The 20,014-nt window shown below is 65.0% G+C and carries 11 protein-coding genes; 6 read left to right on the top strand and 5 right to left on the bottom strand.

What is annotated here, in order from left to right:
• Positions 1-11: 11 nt before the first annotated feature.
• From NJD74_RS02425 to NJD74_RS02445, 5 genes are all read left to right on the top strand, one after another.
• Positions 12-1,259, top strand: coding sequence for a DUF418 domain-containing protein (locus NJD74_RS02425; protein WP_319623601.1), 1,248 nt, complete (start codon positions 12-14; stop codon positions 1,257-1,259).
• 154 nt (positions 1,260-1,413) lie between these two features.
• A complete protein-coding gene (gene gorA, locus NJD74_RS02430) occupies positions 1,414-2,769 on the top strand; it encodes a glutathione-disulfide reductase (protein WP_019182634.1) in 1,356 nt (451 codons plus the stop codon).
• 262 nt (positions 2,770-3,031) lie between these two features.
• Positions 3,032-3,952, top strand: a complete 921-nt coding sequence (locus tag NJD74_RS02435) for a DMT family transporter (protein WP_026069690.1) — start codon at positions 3,032-3,034, stop codon at positions 3,950-3,952.
• An 11-nt stretch (positions 3,953-3,963) separates the two neighbouring features.
• Positions 3,964-4,311 carry an MGMT family protein gene (locus NJD74_RS02440; protein WP_083298717.1) on the top strand — a complete coding sequence of 116 codons (348 nt, stop codon included), beginning with the start codon at positions 3,964-3,966 and terminating at the stop codon, positions 4,309-4,311.
• A gap of 89 nt (positions 4,312-4,400) precedes the next feature.
• Positions 4,401-5,075 (top strand): rhomboid family intramembrane serine protease, encoded by a 675-nt coding sequence (locus NJD74_RS02445; protein WP_070470961.1) that lies wholly within the window; start codon positions 4,401-4,403, stop codon positions 5,073-5,075.
• Positions 5,076-5,174: 99 nt separating this feature from the next.
• Here NJD74_RS02445 and NJD74_RS02450 read toward each other — a convergent pair whose 3' ends face one another.
• The 5 genes from NJD74_RS02450 to NJD74_RS02470 all read right to left on the bottom strand — a co-directional run bounded on the left by NJD74_RS02450 (position 5,175) and on the right by NJD74_RS02470 (position 18,911).
• Entirely contained in the window at positions 5,175-7,187 is a 2,013-nt protein-coding gene (locus tag NJD74_RS02450; protein ID WP_102788070.1) for a M13 family metallopeptidase, read from the bottom strand.
• 142 nt (positions 7,188-7,329) lie between these two features.
• Positions 7,330-9,438: a M13-type metalloendopeptidase gene (locus tag NJD74_RS02455; RefSeq protein ID WP_174704342.1), complete on the bottom strand. Its 2,109-nt coding sequence runs from the start codon at positions 9,436-9,438 to the stop codon at positions 7,330-7,332.
• Positions 9,439-9,658: 220 nt separating this feature from the next.
• Complete coding sequence (locus NJD74_RS02460) at positions 9,659-12,472, bottom strand: TonB-dependent receptor (protein ID WP_319623602.1); 2,814 nt, start codon at positions 12,470-12,472, stop codon at positions 9,659-9,661.
• Positions 12,473-12,880: 408 nt separating this feature from the next.
• Positions 12,881-15,688, bottom strand: a complete 2,808-nt coding sequence (locus tag NJD74_RS02465; protein ID WP_026069695.1) for a TonB-dependent receptor — start codon at positions 15,686-15,688, stop codon at positions 12,881-12,883.
• A 421-nt stretch (positions 15,689-16,109) separates the two neighbouring features.
• A complete protein-coding gene (locus NJD74_RS02470) occupies positions 16,110-18,911 on the bottom strand; it encodes a TonB-dependent receptor (protein WP_319623603.1) in 2,802 nt (933 codons plus the stop codon).
• A 219-nt stretch (positions 18,912-19,130) separates the two neighbouring features.
• Between NJD74_RS02470 and apbC the strand changes: the two genes are divergently transcribed.
• Complete coding sequence (gene apbC, locus NJD74_RS02475) at positions 19,131-19,973, top strand: iron-sulfur cluster carrier protein ApbC (RefSeq protein ID WP_102788256.1); 843 nt, start codon at positions 19,131-19,133, stop codon at positions 19,971-19,973.
• The last annotated feature ends 41 nt before the right edge of the window (positions 19,974-20,014 follow it).

Raw genomic sequence — 20,014 nt, forward strand, 5'->3', positions numbered from 1 at the left:
CGCACGGCATAATGACGGACCTGGTCAGCGGATTGCCTGTGAACGCAGCTTCTTCTCCTTTGCAGCCGGTGGGCGCGCATGAGCGCATCGCCGTCATCGATATCCTGCGCGGGTTCGCGTTGCTGGGCATCCTGCTGATGAACATGGAGGCGTTCAGCGGTCCGCTGGACCTGTCCTTCACCGGCATCGATCCGCACTGGCAGGGCGCGGACTACTGGGCCGACGCGGCGATCTACGTTCTGGTCCAGGGCAAGTTCTTCACCCTGTTCTCGCTGCTGTTCGGCGCCGGCTTTTCCGTCATGGCGCAGCGCGCCGAAACGGCTGGCCGCGCGTTCGCACCGTTCTATCTGCGCCGCAGCGCCGCCCTGCTGCTGATCGGCCTGTGCCATGCGCTGCTGGTGTGGTCCGGCGACATCCTGGTGATCTACGCGTTGATCTCGCTGCTGTTGCTCGCCTGCCGCGAAGCGCCGCGCAGTTGGCTGCCGGCGATGGGCGCGATCAGCTACCTGGGCGCGGCCGGGCTGGTGCTGGTGCTGGGTGCACTGATGAGTTGGATGGCCAGCATGGAGCACGCGCAGGACCCGCTGCGCGAGGCCCTCGCCCAGGCCCAGCGCACGATCGAACTGCAACGGCAGGCGTACGCGCACGGCACGTGGGGCGAGGCCGTCGGCCAACGCCTGCGCGACCTCGGCGCGATGCTCTCGGGCATCTTCGTGATCGGTCCGGAAGTGCTGGGCATGTTCCTGATCGGCAGTTGGTTCGCCCGTAGCGGCGCGCTGGCCGAGCCGGAACGGTTCGCGCGGCTGTATGCGCGGCTGCGCTGGATCGCCCTGCCGGTCGGCCTGGTGTTGATGCTGGGCAGTGCAATCTGGCATCCGTACCAGGCCCCTGGCACGCTGGATCTTGCCGGTGGCGTGGCCTACGCCGTGAGTGCATTGGCCGGGCTGCTGATGTGCCTGGGGTACCTGGCCTGGATCGTGCACTGGCGCGCGCGGCTGCAGTTGCTGGCGCCGATGGGGCGGATGGCGTTGACCCACTACATCGGGCAGTCGCTGGTCTGCACCTGGGTGTTCTATGGATACGGACTGGGCGCGTTCGAGGCGATGCCCCGGCTGTGGCAGATCCCCTTTGCGCTGGCGCTGTTCGCGCTGCAGGTCGGCATCAGCCATGTGTGGCTGCGCTGCTTCCGCTTCGGGCCGCTGGAGTGGATCTGGCGCGCGATGACCTATCTGCAGTGGCCGCCGCTGCGCCGGACCTGACCCCGTCGCGCCGAGCCCCTCACGTCTGGATCGCGGCCGGTCATGGCATGCTGGGAATGCGCATGAGCGTCGGCACCGGCGGTTGATGGCAGAGCTGATCAACTGCCCGCGCGCCGGCGATCGATCCTGCCCCTTACCGAGTTGAGCGATGCCAATGACGACGCAATACGACTATGACCTGATCGTGCTGGGCGGTGGTTCCGGCGGCCTGGCCGCGGCTTTCCGCGCTGCGCAGCATGGGCAGCGGGTGGCGATGCTGGAGCCGGGCGAACTCGGTGGCACCTGTGTCAACGTCGGCTGTGTCCCCAAGAAGGCGATGTGGCTGGCCGCCGATCTGTCTGCACGCATCGGCCTTGCCGCGGCGATGGGATTCGATGTCCCGGTACGCCCCTCGCTGGATTGGAAAGAACTGGTGGTACACCGCCAGGCCTATATCGCCAACATCCATGCCAGCTATCTCAAGCGCCTGGATGAGAACAAGGTGGTGCGCGTGCCGCGCCGTGGTCGGCTGGTCGATGCGCACACCGTGGAATGCAGCGATGGTGTACGCATCAGCGCCGGGCACATCCTGATCGCCACCGGTGCGCATCCGCAGCGCCCGGACATTCCCGGCGCCGAGCTTGGCCTGGTTTCCGATGATTTCTTCAACCTGTGCAGCGCGCCCGAACGCGTCGCGATCGTCGGCGGCGGCTACATCGCCGTCGAGCTGGCCGGGCTGCTGCAGGCCCTTGGCAGCCGCGTGACCCTGCTGGTCCGTGGCGAGCGCCTGCTGGAGCGCTTCGATGCGGAACTCACCGGGCAACTTGCCGAGAATCTGCGCCATCAAGGCGTGCAGGTCCACTTCGGCTACCGCCTGCGCGAGCTGCGCCGTGACGGCGATGCCGTTGTGGCGTTCGGGCACGACGGCCCCGCGGATGGCCAATTCGATGCCGTGTTCTTTGCCACCGGCCGGCGCGGCAACAGTGCCGATCTCGGGCTGGAGGCGATCGGCGTGGTGGTGGGCGACAAGGGCGAGGTCGAGGTCGATGCGTGGCAGACCACCGCGGTACCCAGCGTGCACGCGGTGGGTGACATCGCCGGCAAGGTCGGCCTGACCCCGGTGGCAATCGCCGCGGCGCGCAAGCTGATGGACCGCCTGTTCGGTGGCCAGCCCCAGGCGAAGATGGACTATGAGAACGTGGCCAGCGTGGTGTTCTCGCATCCGGCGCTCGGCGCCGTGGGGCTGAGTGAAGAGGAGGCGTGTGCGAAGTACGGCGACGTGCGCGTGTACCGCAGCAACTTCCGCCCGATGCTGCAGGCGCTGGCCGACGGCACCCAGCGCAGCGTGTTCAAGCTGGTCTGCGTGGGCGAGGAGGAGCGCGTGGTCGGTGTGCACCTGCTGGGCGAGTCTGCCGATGAAATCCTGCAGGGGTTTGCCCTGGCGGTGAAGATGGGCGTGACCAAGGCCCAGTTCGACGACACCGTGGCGATCCATCCGACCTCGGCAGAAGAAGTCGTACTGATGCGCTGAAAGCGCGCCAGCGGCGTGTCGCCGCCGAAGCCGCGCCCGGGATCCAGGTAGTGCCACGCCATGCGTGGCAACCGCGCACGAAGCGGCACAGCCTTCCGCAGGCGCCGGGTCTTTCGGTCGGCCGAGCCCTTTTCGCCGTTGAAACAGGATCGGAGCGCCGTTCCCGCAGCGTCTGCAGGCGCAGAACACCCGCCGCCACGCATGCGACAATGGCCGCCCCACCTGCTGCCCAGCCGCCTCCGTGCGGCTGTTCGCCGTCCTGATGTCGTCACCCGCTTCCTCGCTCCCCACGTCCTCCAGTCGCATCGCCGCCGGCGGCATCGCCTTGGCCGCGATCGGGGCCATTGCCGCCTCGGGCAAGGCGGTCATCGTCAAACTTGCGTACCGGCACGGGGTGGATGCCACCACGCTGCTGGCACTGCGGATGCTGATGGCCTTTCCGTTGTTCGCGGTGCTGGCGGTATGGTCGGCGCGGCGCGCGCCGGCATTGTCCTGGGGCGACCGCGGGCGCGTGGTGTGGCTGGGCTTCACCGGCTACTACCTGTCCAGCCTGCTAGACTTCCAGGGCCTGCAGTACATCAGTGTCACCCTGGAGCGGCTGATCCTGTATTTGAACCCCACGCTGGTGCTGCTGATCAGCCTGGTCCTGCTGAAGAAGCGCCCTGGTCGCTGGCAGGTGGCGGCACTGGTGCTCAGCTATCTCGGCGTGCTGCTGGCCTTTGGCCATGACCTGCAGCTGGAAGGCGGGCGCATCGTGCTGGGCAGTGCACTGGTGTTCGCCAGTGCGCTGAGCTATGCGCTGTATCTGTTCGGCAGCGGCCAGGTGGTGGCGCGGATCGGCGCGATCCGCCTGACCGCCTACGCCAGCTGCGTAGCCTGCGTGCTGTGCGTGCTGCACTTCGCGGTGCTGCACCCGATGTCCGCCCTGGGCCAGGCACCCCCGCCGGTGTACTGGCTGTCGCTGATCAATGCGACGGTCTGCACGGTGCTGCCCGTGATGGCGATCATGCTGGCGGTGAAGCGGATCGGCTCGTCGCTGGCCGCGCAGGTCGGTATGCTCGGTCCGGTCTCCACCATCGTGATGAGTCTATGGCTGCTCGACGAACCCATGGGAACGTGGCAGATCCTCGGCACGGCCCTGGTCCTGCTCGGCGTGCTGCTGGTCAGCCGGGTCCGCGCGTGAACGCCGCTGCCATGGGCGATGACGCGGCCGCGCAGGCACGGGCGCGGATCCTGGCGGTGATCCATGCGATTCCGCGCGGGCAGGTGATGGGCTACGGCCAGGTCGCCGCCAAGGCCGGGCTGCCGGGCAGGGCGCGGCTGACCGCACGCGTGCTCGGCATGAATGACGACCCCGACCTGCCGTGGCACCGCGTGCTGCGCTCGGACGGGCGCATTGCGATGCCGGAAGGCTCGGCCGGCTGGAAGGAGCAGAGCCAGCGGTTGCGTGCCGAGGGCGTGGTGGTGGAGCGCGGCCGGGTCAAGGGAATGCCGGTGGCCGGTGGCAACGATCTGGATGCCGCCCTGTGGGGGCCGGGCTGACGCTGCCTGCGGGTTGAACGCGGGCGCTGGCGCGCAGATCGCAGCGGGGTGCTGCGGCTATGATGGAGGCAGTTCCAAAGGATGCCCCCATGTTTCCGCGACTGCCTACTGTCACCAAAGCGTTGTTGATCGCCAACGCCGTGCTGTTCCTGCTGCAGCAGCCATTCCTGCTCGGCAACGGCACCTTCGAGCCTTTCATGCTGCAGCCCCTGGGCGGCGGCTTCGATCCGTTCTCGCCGGGCGGCAACTTCCAGCCCTGGCAGCTGCTGACCTATGGCTTCCTGCATGGCAGCTTCGGCCATCTGTTCTTCAACATGCTCGCGCTCTTCATGTTCGGCGCGCCGCTGGAACAGACCTGGGGTGAGAAGCGCTTCCTGATCTATTACCTGGTGTGCGTCGCCGGTGCCGGGCTGTGCCAGCTGCTGGTCGGCATGATGCTGGCCGATCCGGCCACGGTGCTGGGTGCGTCCGGTGGTGTGTTCGGCCTGCTGCTGGCCTACGGCATGCTGTTCCCCAACCAGCGGGTGATGCTGCTGTTCCCGCCCATCCCGATGAAGGCGCGCACGTTCGTGATCGTGTTCGGTGCAATGGAGCTGATGCTGGGCGCCACCGGCTGGCAGCCGGGCGTGGCCCATTTCGCCCATCTGGGCGGCATGCTGTTCGGCTGGCTGCTGATCCGCTATTGGCGCGGCCAACCGCCGTTCAACAACCGGCGACCGCCGGGCCCGCCGAAGCGGCCCAACCATCTGCGAAGTATCAAGTAACGCAAATAACAGGGACGGAGGTAGTTAATAACCACCTCCGTCCCCGTTAAATGAAAAGGGCGCCCAATGGGCGCCCTTTTCGTTGCTGCCTTGCTGGGCTCAGCGCCAGACCTTGATCTGGTCGTTGTCCACGCGCTGCATCGGCTGGCCCGGCTTGCAGGTGAACGTGGCACCGAAGGCCGGCAGGTTGGACAGCGGGCCGTTGGTGCGCCAGCGGCCCGGGGCCAGGATGTCCGAGCTCAGGCGCTGGGCGGCGACGTTCGGCGAGAGCTGCTGCGGCCACAGGCTCGCCCAGGCACGGAAGAAGCCCTGCTGTGCGGCCGGCTTGGCGGCCGGCTCAACGGCCTTGTAGGCCTCCCACGCCAGTTCGAGGCCGGCCAGGTCGGCCAGGTTCTCTTCACGGGTGAGTTCACCGTTGACCTTGGCGCCCTTCACGCCCGGGTAGTCATAGCCGCTGTACTGCGCGGCCACGCGGTTGCCGAACAGGGTCCAGGCGGTCTTGTCGGCCGGGGTCCACCAGCTGCGTAGTTCGCCCTTGGCATCCACCAGCGCGCCCTTGGCGTCGATCGCGCGGGTCAGCTCGTGCGCGACCAGCGCGCCGTAGCTGCCGAACAGGTCGGCGGTATCGCCCTTGGCATTGAACACCGGGCCCTGCAGCACGGCGGCGGTGACGATCAGGCGGTTCTGCGCGATGTCGTAGGCCAGGGCCGGCTGCTGCGGCAGCACGTCCCAGCGACGGTCGGCGTTGCCCTTGCCGATGCGCTTCATCTCTTCGCGGTGGCGCCAGGTCGAGGCGATCAGCATGTTGCCGCCAAAGCTGCCACGGCCCATCGGCTGCACGGTGTAGTCCAGATCGCGCAGCGGGGTGCCGATCTCGATCTTCAGCGCGGCCAGCTTGGCCTGCGCTTCGGTCTTGGCCTCATCGCTCATCCAGGTGCTGCGCTTGACCGCATCGATCTGCACTTCGCGGATCTTGTCCACCACCAGCGCCGCCTTGCGACGGTCGTCGGCCGAGAGGTGCTTGGCGGCGTACTCGCGGCCGACCATCGGGCCGGCGGCGACGTTGATCGCATCCAGCACCTGCTCCCAGCGTGCCGGCGGCAGGGTCTGGCCACGCATCACGCGGCCGCGGAACTCGAACTCGGCATCGCGGTAGGCCTTGGACAGGTACGGGGCCATCGCATCACCCACGCGCCAGCGCAGGTAAACCTTCCACTGCTCCGGCTTGAGCCGGGTGACCATGCCGTCGAGCTGCTTGAACAGCGCCGGATCGGACAGCGAGACCAGGTCGTCATTGACGCCCTGTGCCTTCAGGAAGGCCTCCAGCTGCAGGTTGCGGTAACGGCTGTTGAGCTCTTTGGTGGAGATCGGCGCGTAGTTGTTGAACGGGTTGTTGATGCCAGCCAGCGACTGCGCATTGCGCGCCAGTTCGGTTTCCAGTGCGATCACCGACTGCGATTCGGCATCGAGCTTGTCCGCCGGGGTGCCGGTCAGCGCCAGCACCTGCTTGACGTAGGTGCGGTAGCGCGCCATCAGCGCGACGGTGTCGGCATCGGTACGGGTGTAGAACGCCGGGTCCGGCAAGCCCATGCCGCCCTGCATGAAGTAGCCGATGTGGCGGTCCAGTGCCTTCAGGTCCACGTCCGGGGCGAAGTTGAAGGCCACCGGGATGCCCACCTGGTGCAGCGCGGCGATCGAGGCCGGCACGTCCTTGGCCTTCTTGATCGCGTTGATGCGGGTCAGCAGCGGGGCGATCGGGTTGGAGCCGTCGGCTTCCACCGCGGCCTCGTCCAGGCCGCTGGCCCAGAAGTCGCCGAGCAGCTTCTGCACGTTGCCCTGCGGCGCGGTCATCGCGCCATCCAGCAGTTCACGCTGCTGCTGGCGTGCGCGGTCGGCCAGCTGGCCCAGTGCGGTGGTGGCACCGGTCTGCGGCACCGGATTGGCTTTCAGCCAGGTCGCATTGGTGGCCTCGTAGAAGTCGCTGCACTGGGCGCTGACGGCCGGCGCACGGGCGGCGGCCTTCTTCTTCTGCGCGGCGTGCGCATCGTGTGCGATGACCAGGGAGGCCAGGCTCAGGCCCAGGGCAATGGCGAGCGGACGGAGGTTGGACATGTAAAGCGAATCCAGCAGGATTGGGATCGCGCGAGTGTACCAAGCAAAGCGAAAAGAGCGTGATGGGTGCCCCCCGCACCAAAAGCAAAGGCCCGGGTTTCCCCGGGCCTTTGCGTGCGCAACGCTCAACAAAGGGCGCTTGTTACCAGATCACGACCTGCTGGTCGCCAGCGCGCACCATCGGCGAGCCGGCCTTGCACTGGAAGGCCGCGGCGAAGGTGGGCAGGTTCGACGGGGCACCCATCGCGCGGAACTGCGCCGGGGCATGCGGGTCGGTCGCCAGACGGACCTTCATGTTCTCCGGGGTGTACTTGGTGCGCCACACGGTGGCCCAGTTGAAGAAGAAGCGCTGGTCACGGGTGAAGCCGTCGACCTTCGGATCTTCCTTGCCGGCCGAGGCCTTCTGCAGGGCGTCGTAGGCGGTGGCCAGGCCACCCAGGTCGGCGATGTTCTCGCCCAGGGTCAGCTTGCCGTTGACCGGCTGGCCGTCCACCTTGTAACCGTCGAACTGCTTGATCAGCTTGCCGGTCAGGCCGCTGAAGTTCTTGGTGTCCGCCTCGGTCCACCAGTTCTCGAAGTTGCCGGTCGGCCCGAAGCGGCTGCCCTGGTCGTCGTAACCGTGGGTCATTTCGTGGCCGATCACCGCACCGATGCCGCCGTAGTTCAGCGCGTCATCGGCCTTTGGGTCGAAGAACGGCGGCTGCAGGATGGCGGCCGGGAAGACGATCTCGTTCTGCAGCGGGTTGTAGTAGGCATTGACCGTCTGCGGGGTCATGCCCCACTCGGTCTTGTCCACCGGCTGGCCGATCTTGGACAGCGCGAACTTGTAGTTGAACGCATTGGCGGCGCGGACGTTGCCCAGGTAGCTGTCGCGGCCGGTGGTCAGGCCGCTCCAGTCACGCCACTTGTCCGGGTAGCCGATCTTCGGGGTGAAGGTTTCCCACTTGGCGATGGCCTTGGCCTTGGTCTCATCGCTCATCCAGGTCAGCCCCTGGATGCGCTCCTTGAGGGCGGCGGCCAGGTTCTTCACCAGCTCTTCCATCTTGGCCTTGGCTTCGGGGGAGAAGGCGACCTTCACGTACAGCTGGCCGAACGCATCACCGGCATCGTTTTCGATGGTGCCCAGCACGCGCTTCCAGCGCGGCTTCTGCTCCTTCTGACCGTTCAGGGTCTTGCCGTAGAAATTGTAGTTCTCATTGACGAAGGCATCGGCCAGGTACGGCGAGGCGCTGTCCACGGTATGGAAGCGCAGGTAGGCACGCCACACCGACGGATCGGTGTCACCCAGTGCCTTGCTCACTTCCTGGTGGAAGCTGGGCATGGCCAGCGAGAACTTCTCCGGGGCGGCGATGCCCTGGGCCTTGAAGAATTCGGTCCAGCTGAAGTTCGGGGTCAGCTTGTCCGCGTCGGCCACGGTGACCGGGTTGTAGAACAGCGAGACATCGCGCGAGAGCTCGACGCTGGACTTGGACGCCTTGGCCAGGCGCGTTTCGAACTTGACCACATCGGCGGCCTGCTTCTCAGCGTCGGCCGTGGCCACGCCGGCCAGTTCCAGCACCTTGGCCACGTGGGCCTGGTAAGCCTTGAGCTTGTCGGCGTTCTTGGCGTCGGTGTAATAGGTGGTGTCCGGCAGGCCCAGGCCGCCCTGGCTGGCGTAGGCCAGGTTCATGCTGGAATTCTTGAAGTCCGCTTCCGGACCGAAGCCGAACAGCACGTTCTCGCCCTTGGCGGCGCTGGTGCGCAGGTAGTTGGCGATCGCGTCCTTGTCCTGCAGGCCGTCAATGGCGGCCAGGTCGGCCTTGATCGGCTCGATGCCCTGGGCGTTGATCTTGGCTTCGTCCATGCCGGTGGCCCAGAAATCGCCGACGATCTTCTCGATGCCGGCCGGATTCTTGACCGCCGCGACCTGCTCGGCGAGCTGGTGCTGCACGGCGACCGAGCGCTCGTCCAGGATGGTGAAGGCGCCCCAGCTGGTGCGGTCGGCCGGGATCTCATTGGCGGCCAGCCACTTGCTGTTGACGTAGTCACCGAACGCGCCACAGGCGTCCATGCTGGTGTCCAGGTCGGACGGGTGGAAGGCGTTGTAGGCCGGCAGCTTGCTCTCGTCGAGCTTGTACTCGGTAGCGGCCGGGGCCGCCGGCGCGGCAGTGGAGGCTGCGCTGTCCGTGGCCGGGGTTTCGTTCTTGCCGCAGCCGACCAGCGCGGCCGAAACGGCCAGGGTCAGCAGTACCAGTTTGGGTGTACGTGCGATCACGTGATTGGCCTCCAGGCCGGAAAAGTCGTGCAGGAATGGCCCCGAAGAGCCTGTGGGCCAGACGATACGCCGCCGGCCCGGCCTGCAAGGGTGTCGAAGGTCATGGCCGATGGCAAGAGGCCTGATCCGGTCAACTGCGGACGTGGCCCCGGCCGGCAGCGGGCAAGGAAAAGCCCCGCCTTGCGGCGGGGCCTGGGGGTGTCATCCCGGGTTCGGCTCAGTTGGTCTTGGTGCCGAAATCGTACTTGGCCTGCACATACACCGCCCGACCGTACGGGTTGTAGATGCTGCTGTTGTACGGCGAGGCGATGTTGCCTGCGTAGCTGTGGGCCTGGCCGTCGGGCATCTTGTTGAAGACGTTGTTGACCATCAGCGACAGGGTCAGGTTGTCCAGCGCCCGGTAGTTCACACTGAGGTTGTAGGTGGTGTACGAGCCCCACTTGCCGGCTTTGTAACCGGACGGGTGGACGTAGTCGAAGCTCTCGCCCAGGTAGGACATGTAGTTCGGCGTCTTGCCGATGTAGTTGAAGTACAGCGTGGTGGTCCAGCGGTCCTTGGCCCAGCCCACCGAACCATCGGTACGGACCTTGGCATAGGCGTCGTAGTACCACATCGCATACGGGTCGCGCAGCAGATCCAGATAGTCGTCGCCCGGCTGCGGCTGCAGCTCGCGCTTGAGGATGTTGGTGTAGTTGCTGGCGAACTGCAGCGAGCCGAAGCGGCCGATGTCCTGCACGTACTTGAAGCTGGCCGTCAGGGCCTGCAGGTTCTGGCGCGCGACGTTGAGCTTGGGCGTGAAGATCTGCTCGATGTTGCCGGCCGCATCGCGGGTGATCCAGTCGGCGACGTTCTCGCAGCTTGCCGAGGTCGGGTTGCCCTGGCCATTGCGGCAGTAGTACTCCGCGCGCAGCAGCTGGTCCGAGCTCAGGGTGTCGACTTCGTTGTCGATCTTCCAGTTGTAGTAGTCGACCGAGACCGAGAGGTTGTTCATCGGCGCCCAGACCACGCCGGCGTTCCAGACATCGGCGGTGATCGGTTCCAGCTCCGTGTTGCCCGCCTGCACGCCGAACACCGACTCATTGCCGTACGGGCAGGCGAGGGTGTCGGCCGGGGCGTAGCCGAGCTGGCCGCAACGGTAGTAGTCGACCGCGCCGTTGGCGTAATACCCGCTCTCGCCCTGGAAGGCGTCGGGCAGGGTCGGCGCACGGAACGCGGTGCCGTACTTGCCACGGAACAGCAGGCTTTCGATCGGACGGAACTCCACGCCGACGCTGTAGGTGGCCTTGTCGACGGTGTTGTCGGCGATCTTGTAGGCGTCGTAGCGACCCGAGCCGGTCACGGTGAGCGAGTCGATCAGCGGCAGGCGCAGTTCGGAGGTCACCGCGTAGTTGCTGCGATGGCCATTACCGGCCACCGAGGTGGTGCCCCACACGCTGCCGTCCATCAAGCGCTCATCCGGACGGTAGTCCCAGCCTTCGCTGCCGGCTTCGGCGACCACGGCAAAGCCTGCATCGCCACCGGGCAGGGTGAACAGCGAGCCGTTGGTGAGCTGGAAGCGGCCCAGGTTCTGCCAGGTCTTGCTCTGGTTGTAGGTGTAGCCGGTGAAGGTCTGGAAATCGCCGGCTGGCAGCTGCGAATAGAACGCGCCCCAGTTCGGGCTGTAGATGTTGTAGCCGTCATCGGTGGTGCCCAGCACCGGGCCGAGCACGCGGTTCTCGAAGTAGCTGTCGATGTCATCGGCCCAGCGTACGAAGCCGCGCTCGGTCAGCTTGTATTCGCCGCGGCTGAAGCTGGCGCTGTAATCCCAGTTGCCGAACGTGCCACGCCCGCCCAGGGTGACCTGGTAGGCCTTGTTGCGGTCGGTGTTGAGGATGTCCTTGTAGCCGTTCGGCCCGATGTCCTCAGGCGCGAACGCGCGCTGCAGGTTCATGTACTGATCGGTGTCCTGGTCATAGAACGCGCCGAAGCTCAGGTCGCTGCCCCAGAACGTATACCCCGAACCCGGCGTGTACTTGACCTCTTCCAGGCTGTACAGCGCATCGGCGAACAGGGTGAAGTTGTCGTTCACATCGAACGTCATCGAGCTGTAGAACTGGCTGCTCTCCTTGTCGTTCTTCAGCGTGCGGTAGCCGGCGCCGTAGGCCGAGCCGCAGGACTCGCCGGCCGCGCGCGTGCCCAGCACGGTGGTGCCGCCGAACTGACCGGCGACGCTGGCGCAACGGGTCGGGTCCATCATCACGAACGCGTTGTTGTCGGCGGGCAGATAGACCAGGAAATCGTTGGCGGGCACCTGCGCGCTGTAGCCGACGCGGTTGTTGGTGCGGGTCAGGTCGCGCTGGTAGCCCCAGATCGGGTTGCTCTTTTCGTACTGCACGTTGACCAGTGCATTGAAGCGGTCATCGGCGCTGTTGAAGCCCCTGGCGCCGCTGACGCGGATGTTGTTGCCGCCGCCTTCGGTGGTGGCGCCGCCGCGGACATTGAGCACGCCGCCATCCATGCGCTCCTTGAGGATGATGTTGACCACGCCGGCGATGGCGTCAGAGCCGTACAGCGAGGACTGGCCGCCGGGCAGGATCTCGATGCGCTCGACGATGTCGATCGGAATGCCGCTGAGGTTGTTGAACGCGTCGCTGCCGTTGTACAGCGCCGGGTACTGCAGCATCGGCCGGCCGTTGATCAGGTATTTGGTGTAGCCCGGGTCCAGGCCGAACATGCCGGCCGCTTCGGCACCCTGGGTGAAGGAGGCGGCGGTCTGGCCGCCCTGCAGGCCGCCGGTGGTCAGCGAAGATTGCTGCAGCACCTCGGAGATACTGGTGAAGCCGCGGGTCTGGATGTCCTCGGCGGTGACGGTCAGCACCGGTGTGTGGTTCTCGATCTCGGTCTGCGGGATCAAGGACCCGGTGACGGTGACGCGGTCGAGATTGGTGGCGGCGTTGTCCTGTGCGAAGACGGTGGCGCTGGTGAGCAGCAGGCCGGTGAGGACGGCGGCGGCAAGCGGATGACGCGAGATCGAATTACCTTGGCGAGACATGTGCAACCCCATGTAGTGGTGATGTCGTGGCTTTCCCTTCCATGGGACCTCTTGATTGCGTGCAACAACGATCCGGTATCAGGCCTGCATGGCCGTCCTTGGGTGTTTCATTCTGCGTTCAGTCGGTACCGGCGTGCCGCGAACGTAACACGCGCTTAACGTGAAATACGCTGAATGGCCGCGGGCTGTCTGCGGCGAAGGCGAGGCGTTATGGAAATATCTTCAAAAACAATGCGCTGGATGAACATTAAACTTTATTCATATTGCGCCGCGGGCTGACTGCTGAACAGGGCCGTGATTAACAAGTGGGATGAAACCGGTAATCCCATTCCGAATGTACGATGCCGCATGAAAAAAGCCCCGCCTTTCGGCGGGGCTTTCTGGTGTCAGTGCTGAGTGGCTATCGTGTTACTTCCCGCCAAATTCATACTTGGCCTGCACATACACGGCCCGGCCGTAGATGTTGTAGAAGTAATTGTTGTAAGGCGTACCGGAGGTGCCCGGGTAGTTGCTCGCCTGGTTGTCGGGCATCTTGTTGAACACATTGTTGACCATGACCGAGAAGGTCATGTTCTCCGCTGCCCGGTAGTTCACGCTCAGGTTGTAGGTGGTGTACGAACCCCACTTGCCAGCCTTGGCGCCCGAGGGGTGCACGTAGTCATAGCCGTTGCCGGCGTAAGCCAGGTAGTTCGGGGTCTTGCCGACATAGTTGAAGTACAGCGTGGTGGTCCACTTGTCCAAGGCCCAGGCCAGCGAGCCATCGGCGCGCACCTTGGCGTAGGAGTCGTAGATCCACATGTTGTACGGATCGCGCAGCAGGTCCAGGTATTCATCGCCCGGCTGCGGCTGCAGCTCGCGCTTGATCATGTTGGTGTAGTTGGTGGAGAACTGCAGTGCACCGAAACGACCCAGTTCCTGCACGTACTTGGCACTGGCGGTGATGGCCTGCAGGTTCTGGCTGGCCACGTTCATCTTCGGGGTGTAGATCTCGTCCAGAACGCCGGACGCATCACGGGTGATCCACTCGTTGACATTGTCGCAGCTGGCCGAGGTGTTGTTGACCAGGCCGTTGCGGCAGTAGTACTCGGCCAGCAGCAGCTGGTCCGAGCTCAGCGTGTCGACTTCGTTCTTGATCTTCCAGTTGTAGTAATCGACCGAGAAGGACAGGTTGCTCAACGGTGCCCAGACCACGCCGGCATTCCACACATCGGCGGTGATCGGTTCCAGGTCCGGGTTGCCGGCACGCTGGCCGAACACCGAGACGCTGTCATAGGCGCAGCCGGTGGTATCGGTCGGCGCATAGCCGAGCTGGCCGCAGCGGTAGTAGTCGGTGGAGCCGTTGGCGTAGTAGCCGCTCAGGCCCTGGAACGCATCGGACAGGCTGGGCGCGCGGAACGCGGTGCCGTACTTGCCGCGGAACAGCAGGCTCTCGATCGGACGGAACTCGACGCCGACACTGTAGGTTGCCTTGTCGACGGTGCTGTCACCGATCTTGAAGGCGTCATAGCGGCCCGAACCGGTGACGGTCAGCGAGTCGAGCAGCGGCAGGCGCAGCTCGGAGGTCAGCGAGTAGTTGCTGCGATGGCCTGCACCGGCGACCGCGGTGGTGCCCCATACGCTGCCGTCCATCAGGCGCTCGTCCGGGGTGTAATCCCAGCCTTCGCTGCCGGCTTCGGCAACGACGGCGAAACCGGCATCACCGCCGGGCAGCGAGAACAGCGTGCCGTTGGTGAGCTGGAAACGGCCCAGGTTCTGCCACGTGCGGCTCTGGCTCTCCGTGTAACCGGTGAAGGTGGCGAAGTCGCCGGCCGGGATCGGCGCATAGAAGGCGTCCCAGTTCGGCGCGAACACTGCGTAGCCGCTGCGGGTGCCCAACTGCGGGCCCAGTACGTGCTCTTCGAAGTAGTTGTTGATCGGATCGGCCCAGCGCACGAAATTGCGCTCGGTCAGCTTGTACTCGCCGCGGGTGAAGCTGGCGCTGTAATCCCAGTTGCCCAGCGTGCCGCGGCCCCCCAGGGTCACCTGGTAAGCCTTGTTGCGGTCGGTGTTGAGGATGTCCTTGTAGCCGTTGGCGCTGATGTCTTCCGGGGCGAACGCGCGCTGCAGGTTCATCCACTGGCCGCTGGTCTGGTCCCAGAAGCGACCGTAACCGGAGGCCGTGCCCCACCAGGTGTAGTTGGAGCCGGTGGCGTACTTCACGTCCTCATAGCTGTACAGCACGTCGCCGAACAGCTGCAGGCTGTCACTGGCATCGAAGGTGAACGAGCTGTAGACCTGCGCGCTGTCCTTGCCGTTCTTGACGGTCTTGTAGCCCGGGCTGTAGATCGAGCCGCAGGACTGGCCGGCCGCACGCGTGCCGAGCACGGTGGTACCACCGAACTGGCCGGCGACGTTGGCGCACAGGTTCGGATCCATCATCAGGTAGGCGTTGCCGGCCGCCGGATTGACGACCAGGAAGTCATTGGTCGGCACCTGGGCGGTGTAGCCTTTGCCATTGGTCGTCTTGGTGACGTCGCGCTGGTAGCCCCAGATCGGATTGCTCGACTCGAACTGGGCATTGACCAGCACGTTGAGGCGATCGTCGGCGCTGTTGAAGCCGGTCGCGCCGCTGACGCGGAAGGTGCTGCCGCCGCCTTCGGTGTAGGTGCCGCCGCGCACGTTGAGCACGCTGCCGTCCATCCGCTCTTTCAGGATGATGTTGACCACGCCGGCGATCGCATCCGAGCCGTACAGGGAGGACTGGCCACCGGGCAGGATCTCGATGCGCTCGACGATGTCGATCGGGATGCCGCTGATGTTGTTGAACGTATCGCCGCCGTTGTACAGGGCGGGGTAGGACAGCATGGGCCGGCCGTTGATCAGGTACTTGGTGTAGCTCGGGCTCAGGCCGAACATGCCGGCCGCTTCAGCGCCCTGGGTGAACGAGGCGGAGGTCTGGCCGCCCTGCAGGCCGCCGGTGGTCAGCGAGGACTGCTGCAGCACATCGGCCACGCTGGTGAAGCCGCGGGTCTGGATGTCTTCGGCGGTGATGGTCACCACCGGGGTATGGGTTTCAATCTCGGTCTGCGGGATCAGCGAACCGGTGACGGTGACCTTGTCCAGGTTGGTGGTACCGGTGTCCTGGGCAAAGGCGGTGACGGCGCTGGTCAGCAGCATGCCGGTCAGTACGGCGGCGGTCAGCGGGTGGCGAGACAGAGTGGAGCTGTGGCGAGACATGGGCATCCCCGAGTGCGGTGTCGACGTGGGTAGGGCCGTCCATGGAAGCGATTACATCTGCGTGTGAAGCTTTCCGTGCTTCGTCATCGAACGTAACACGGGCTTAACGAGGCTTACACAGCTCAGTCACATAGCCATCAGCCATAAGGCCGGAGGTTCGATAAAAAGTACTTGAAAATCAGCCATGTATGAAAATGTAACAATTTGTAACAACGGAGTGGATGACGCAGTGCTGAATGGTGGCGGTTGAAGGCGATTACTGTTTCGGCGGTCGTCGTCTCGGTTTCGCTTCCTCTTTCGCGCCGGTGGCGGCGCGGGTGACGTGGCAGCCCCACAAACGCGAAACGCCCCTTTCGGGGCGTTCCGGATGGCGAACCGGCAGGGCAGGGCCCTGCACGGTCGCCGGTGTGGCCTGCGGCGGTTACTTGCCGAAGTCGTACTTGGCCTGGACGTACACGGCACGGCCGTACGCGTTGTACAGGCCGGTGTTGTACGGCGCACCCGAGGTGCCCAGGTAGCTGTAAGCCTGGCCGTCGGGCATCTTGTTGAACACGTTGTTGACCATCACCGACAGCGTCAGGTCATCCTGGGCGCGATAGTTCACGCTCAGGTTGTACGTGGTGTACGAGCCCCACTTGCCTGCCGCCTTGCCCGATGCCGGGTGGACATAGTCATAGCCGTTGATGCCGGCCAGATAGTTCGGGGTCTTGCCGATGTAGTTCGCGTACAGCGTGGTGGTGAACTTGTCGACCGACCAGCCCACGGAGGCATCGCTGCGGACCTTGGCGAAGTTGTCGTAGTTCCACATCGCGATCGGGTTGCCCAGCAGATCCTGGAACTCCTCACCCGGCTGCGACTGCACTTCACGCTTGAGCATGTTGGTGTAGTTGGCCGAGAACTGCAGCGAGCCGAAGCGGCCGATGTCCTGCAGATACTTGAAGCCGACCGTCACGGCCTGCAGGTTCTGGCGAGCCACGTTCATCTTCGGGGTGTACAGGCTGCTCAGGTTGCCGGCGGCGTCGCGCACGACCCAGTCGGCCACGTTCTGGCAGCTGGCCGAAGAGCCGTTGGGCAGGCCGTTGCGGCAGTAGTACTCGGCCAGCAGAAGCTGGTCGGTGCTGGCCGTATCGACTTCGTTCTCGATCTTCCAGTTGTAGTAGTCGGCCGAGATGGAGAGGTTCGCCATCGGTGCCCAGACCACGCCTGCATTCCAGACATCGGCCGTGATCGGCTCCAGGTCCGGGTTGCCGGCGCGCTCGGAGTACACCGAGACGTTGTCGTGGTAACGGCAGTCGGCGGTGTTGCCCGGTGCATAGCCCAGGGTGCCGCAACGGTAGTAGTCGGTCGAGTTGGCCGCGTAGTACCCGCTCTTGCCCTGGAAGGCATCGGACAGGGTCGGTGCGCGGAACGCAGTGCCGTACTTGCCGCGGAACAGCAGGCTGTCGATCGGGCGGTATTCCAGGCCCAGGCTGTAGGTAGCCTTGTCGACGGTGTTGTCGGCGATCTTGAACGCGTCATAGCGACCCGAAGCGGTCACCGTGACCTGCTCCAGCACCGGCATGCGCAGTTCGGAGGTCACCGCATAATTGCTGCGGTGGCCATTGCCAGCCACGGCCGAGGAGCCCCACACCTGGCCGTCCAGCAGGCGCTGGTCGGGGGAGTAGTCCCAGCCTTCGCTGCCACCTTCAACCACCACGGCGAAGCCGGCATCGCCGCCCGGCAGCGAGAACAGCGAGCCGTTGGTGATCTGCACGCGGCCCAGGTTCTGCCAGGTACGGCTGCGGTTGGTCGCGTAGCCGGTGAAGCTGGCGAAATCTTCCGGCGAGATCGGCGAGTAGAACGCGTCGTAGTTCGGGTTGTAGATGCCCCAGCCGTCGGCCGTGGTGCCCAGCTGCGGGCCCAGCACGTGTTCGGCGAAGTAGTTGTTGATCGGGTCCTTCCAACGCATGAACTTGTTTTCGGTGAGCTTGTACTCACCGCGGGTGAAGCTGGCGCTGTAGTCCCAGTTGCCGGCCAGGCCCTTCGCGCCCAGGGTCAGCTGGTAGGAGCGGCTCTCGTCACTGTTGAGGACGTCGTTGTAACCCTGGCCACCGATGTCTTCCGGGGCGAACGCGCGCTGCAGGTTCACCACCTTGCCCGAGGACTGGTCGTAGAAGCCGCCCATGCCGCTCTTGGTGCCCCACCACAGGTAGCTCGAACCGGAGGTGTACTCGGTCTTTTCCTTGCTGTACAGCACGTCGGCGAACAGCTGCAGGTTGTCGTTGACGTCGAAGGTCATCGCCGAATAGAACTGGCCGCTGTCCTTGCCGTTCTTGAGCGTCTTGTAGCCGGCGCCGAAGTAGGTGCCGCACGACTGGCCGGTCGGACGGGTGCCCAGCACGGTGGTGCCACCGAACTGGCTGGCCACGTTGGCGCAGTTGTTCGGGTCCATCATGTACAGGCGGTTGGTATCGGCGTCGATGACGGCGAAATCGTTGCTCGGCAGCTGCGCGGTGTAGCCGTTGGCATTGGTGGTGCGGGTCAGGTCGCGCTGGTAGCCCCAGATCGGGTTGCTCGACTCGATCTGCACGTTGACCAGTGCGTTGAAGCGGTCATCGAACGCGCTGAAACCGTGCGCGCCGCTGAAGCGAACGCTGTTGCCGCCACCTTCGGTGTAGGTGCCGCCGCGCACGGAGATGCTGCCACCGTCCATGCGTTCCTTGAGGATGATGTTGACCACGCCGGCGATGGCGTCCGAACCGTACAGCGACGACTGGCCGCCCGGCAGGACTTCAATGCGCTCGACGATGTCGATCGGAATGCCGCTGATGTTGTTGAACGTATCGCCGCCGTTGTACAGCGCCGGATACGACATCATCGGACGGCCGTTGATCAGGTACTTGGTGTAACCCGGGTTCAGGCCGAACATGCCCGAGGCTTCCGCGCCCTGGGTGAAGGACGCCGAGGTCTGGCCGCCCTGGAGGCCGCCGGTGGTCAGCGAGGACTGCTGGAGGACTTCGGCCACGCTGGTGAAGCCGCGGGTCTGGATGTCCTGCGCGGTGATGGACATCACCGGCGTCTGGGTTTCGATATCGGTCTGCGGAATCAGCGAGCCGGTGACGGTGACTTTGTCCAGCGTCGTGGCTTTATCCTGTGCCATGGCCGGAGCGGCTGCGGTGGCGATCAGGGCGGAGAACAGTGCAGCGGCAAGCGTGTTGCGACGTGCGGTGGTGCTGTAATTCATTGATAGTCCATAGAACAAAACAGAAAGCACTGACGCCAATGATTCCCTCCCGGAACGCGCGGAAAACGCTCAACGTAGTGCGTTTCGACCGTAACATGAACTTAACGAAAATTGCATGGTTTCGTAGCAATCGGGATTTTCAGTCAGGTGCAGTCAAGGTTGTATAGTGTTGCGTCCAATTGTTGTGTTCCCGGAGTGCCCGCAGTGAGTGCCAGCCAAGTGCGTCGTCCCCACGCCAGCCAAGTGCAGAAGGGGTTGTCGCCGCATCCGCGCGTGCGCAACGTGATCGCAGTCGGGTCGGGCAAGGGCGGGGTCGGCAAGTCCACCACCGCGGTCAACCTGGCTGTCGCACTTGCCGCGCTCGGCGCGCGCGTGGGCCTGCTGGATGCCGATATCTACGGCCCCAGCGTGCCCGCCATGCTCGGTCTGAGTGGCCGTCCGGAAAGCCCGGACAACAAGTCGATCGAGCCGATGCGCGCGTTCGGGGTGGAGACCATGTCGATCGGTTACCTGATCGAGGACGAGACGCCGATGATCTGGCGCGGGCCGATGGCCACCTCGGCGATGACGCAGTTCTTCAATGACACGCTGTGGGACGACCTGGATTACCTGCTGATCGATCTGCCGCCGGGCACCGGCGACATCCAGCTCACCCTGACCCAGAAGATTCCGCTGGCCGGCGCGGTGATCGTCACCACGCCGCAGGACATCGCCACGCTGGACGCGAAAAAGGCGCTGAAGATGTTCGAGAAGGTGGAGGTGCCGGTGCTGGGCATCGTCGAGAACATGGCCGTGCATACCTGCAGCAACTGCGGTCAGGTCGAGCACCTGTTCGGCGAGGGCGGTGGCGAGCGCATGGCCGCCCAGTACGGGGTGCCGCTGCTGGGGTCGCTGCCGCTGGAGATCGGCATCCGCGAGCAGGGCGATGCCGGTACGCCGATCACTGCTGCCGCGCCGGCGTCTTCTGCGGCCCAGGCCTACCTGCGCGCGGCCGAGCGGTTGATCGAGGAAGTGGCCAAGCGGCCGCGGGCAGCCATCCCGATCCTGTCCTCGTTGCTGTAAGGCTTTTGTTCCCTGCAGAAAAAACCGCCGGCACGAGGCCG

Source organism: Stenotrophomonas sp. RG-453, from assembly GCF_033843685.1.
Taxonomy (GTDB): Bacteria; Pseudomonadota; Gammaproteobacteria; order Xanthomonadales; family Xanthomonadaceae; genus Stenotrophomonas; species Stenotrophomonas bentonitica_A.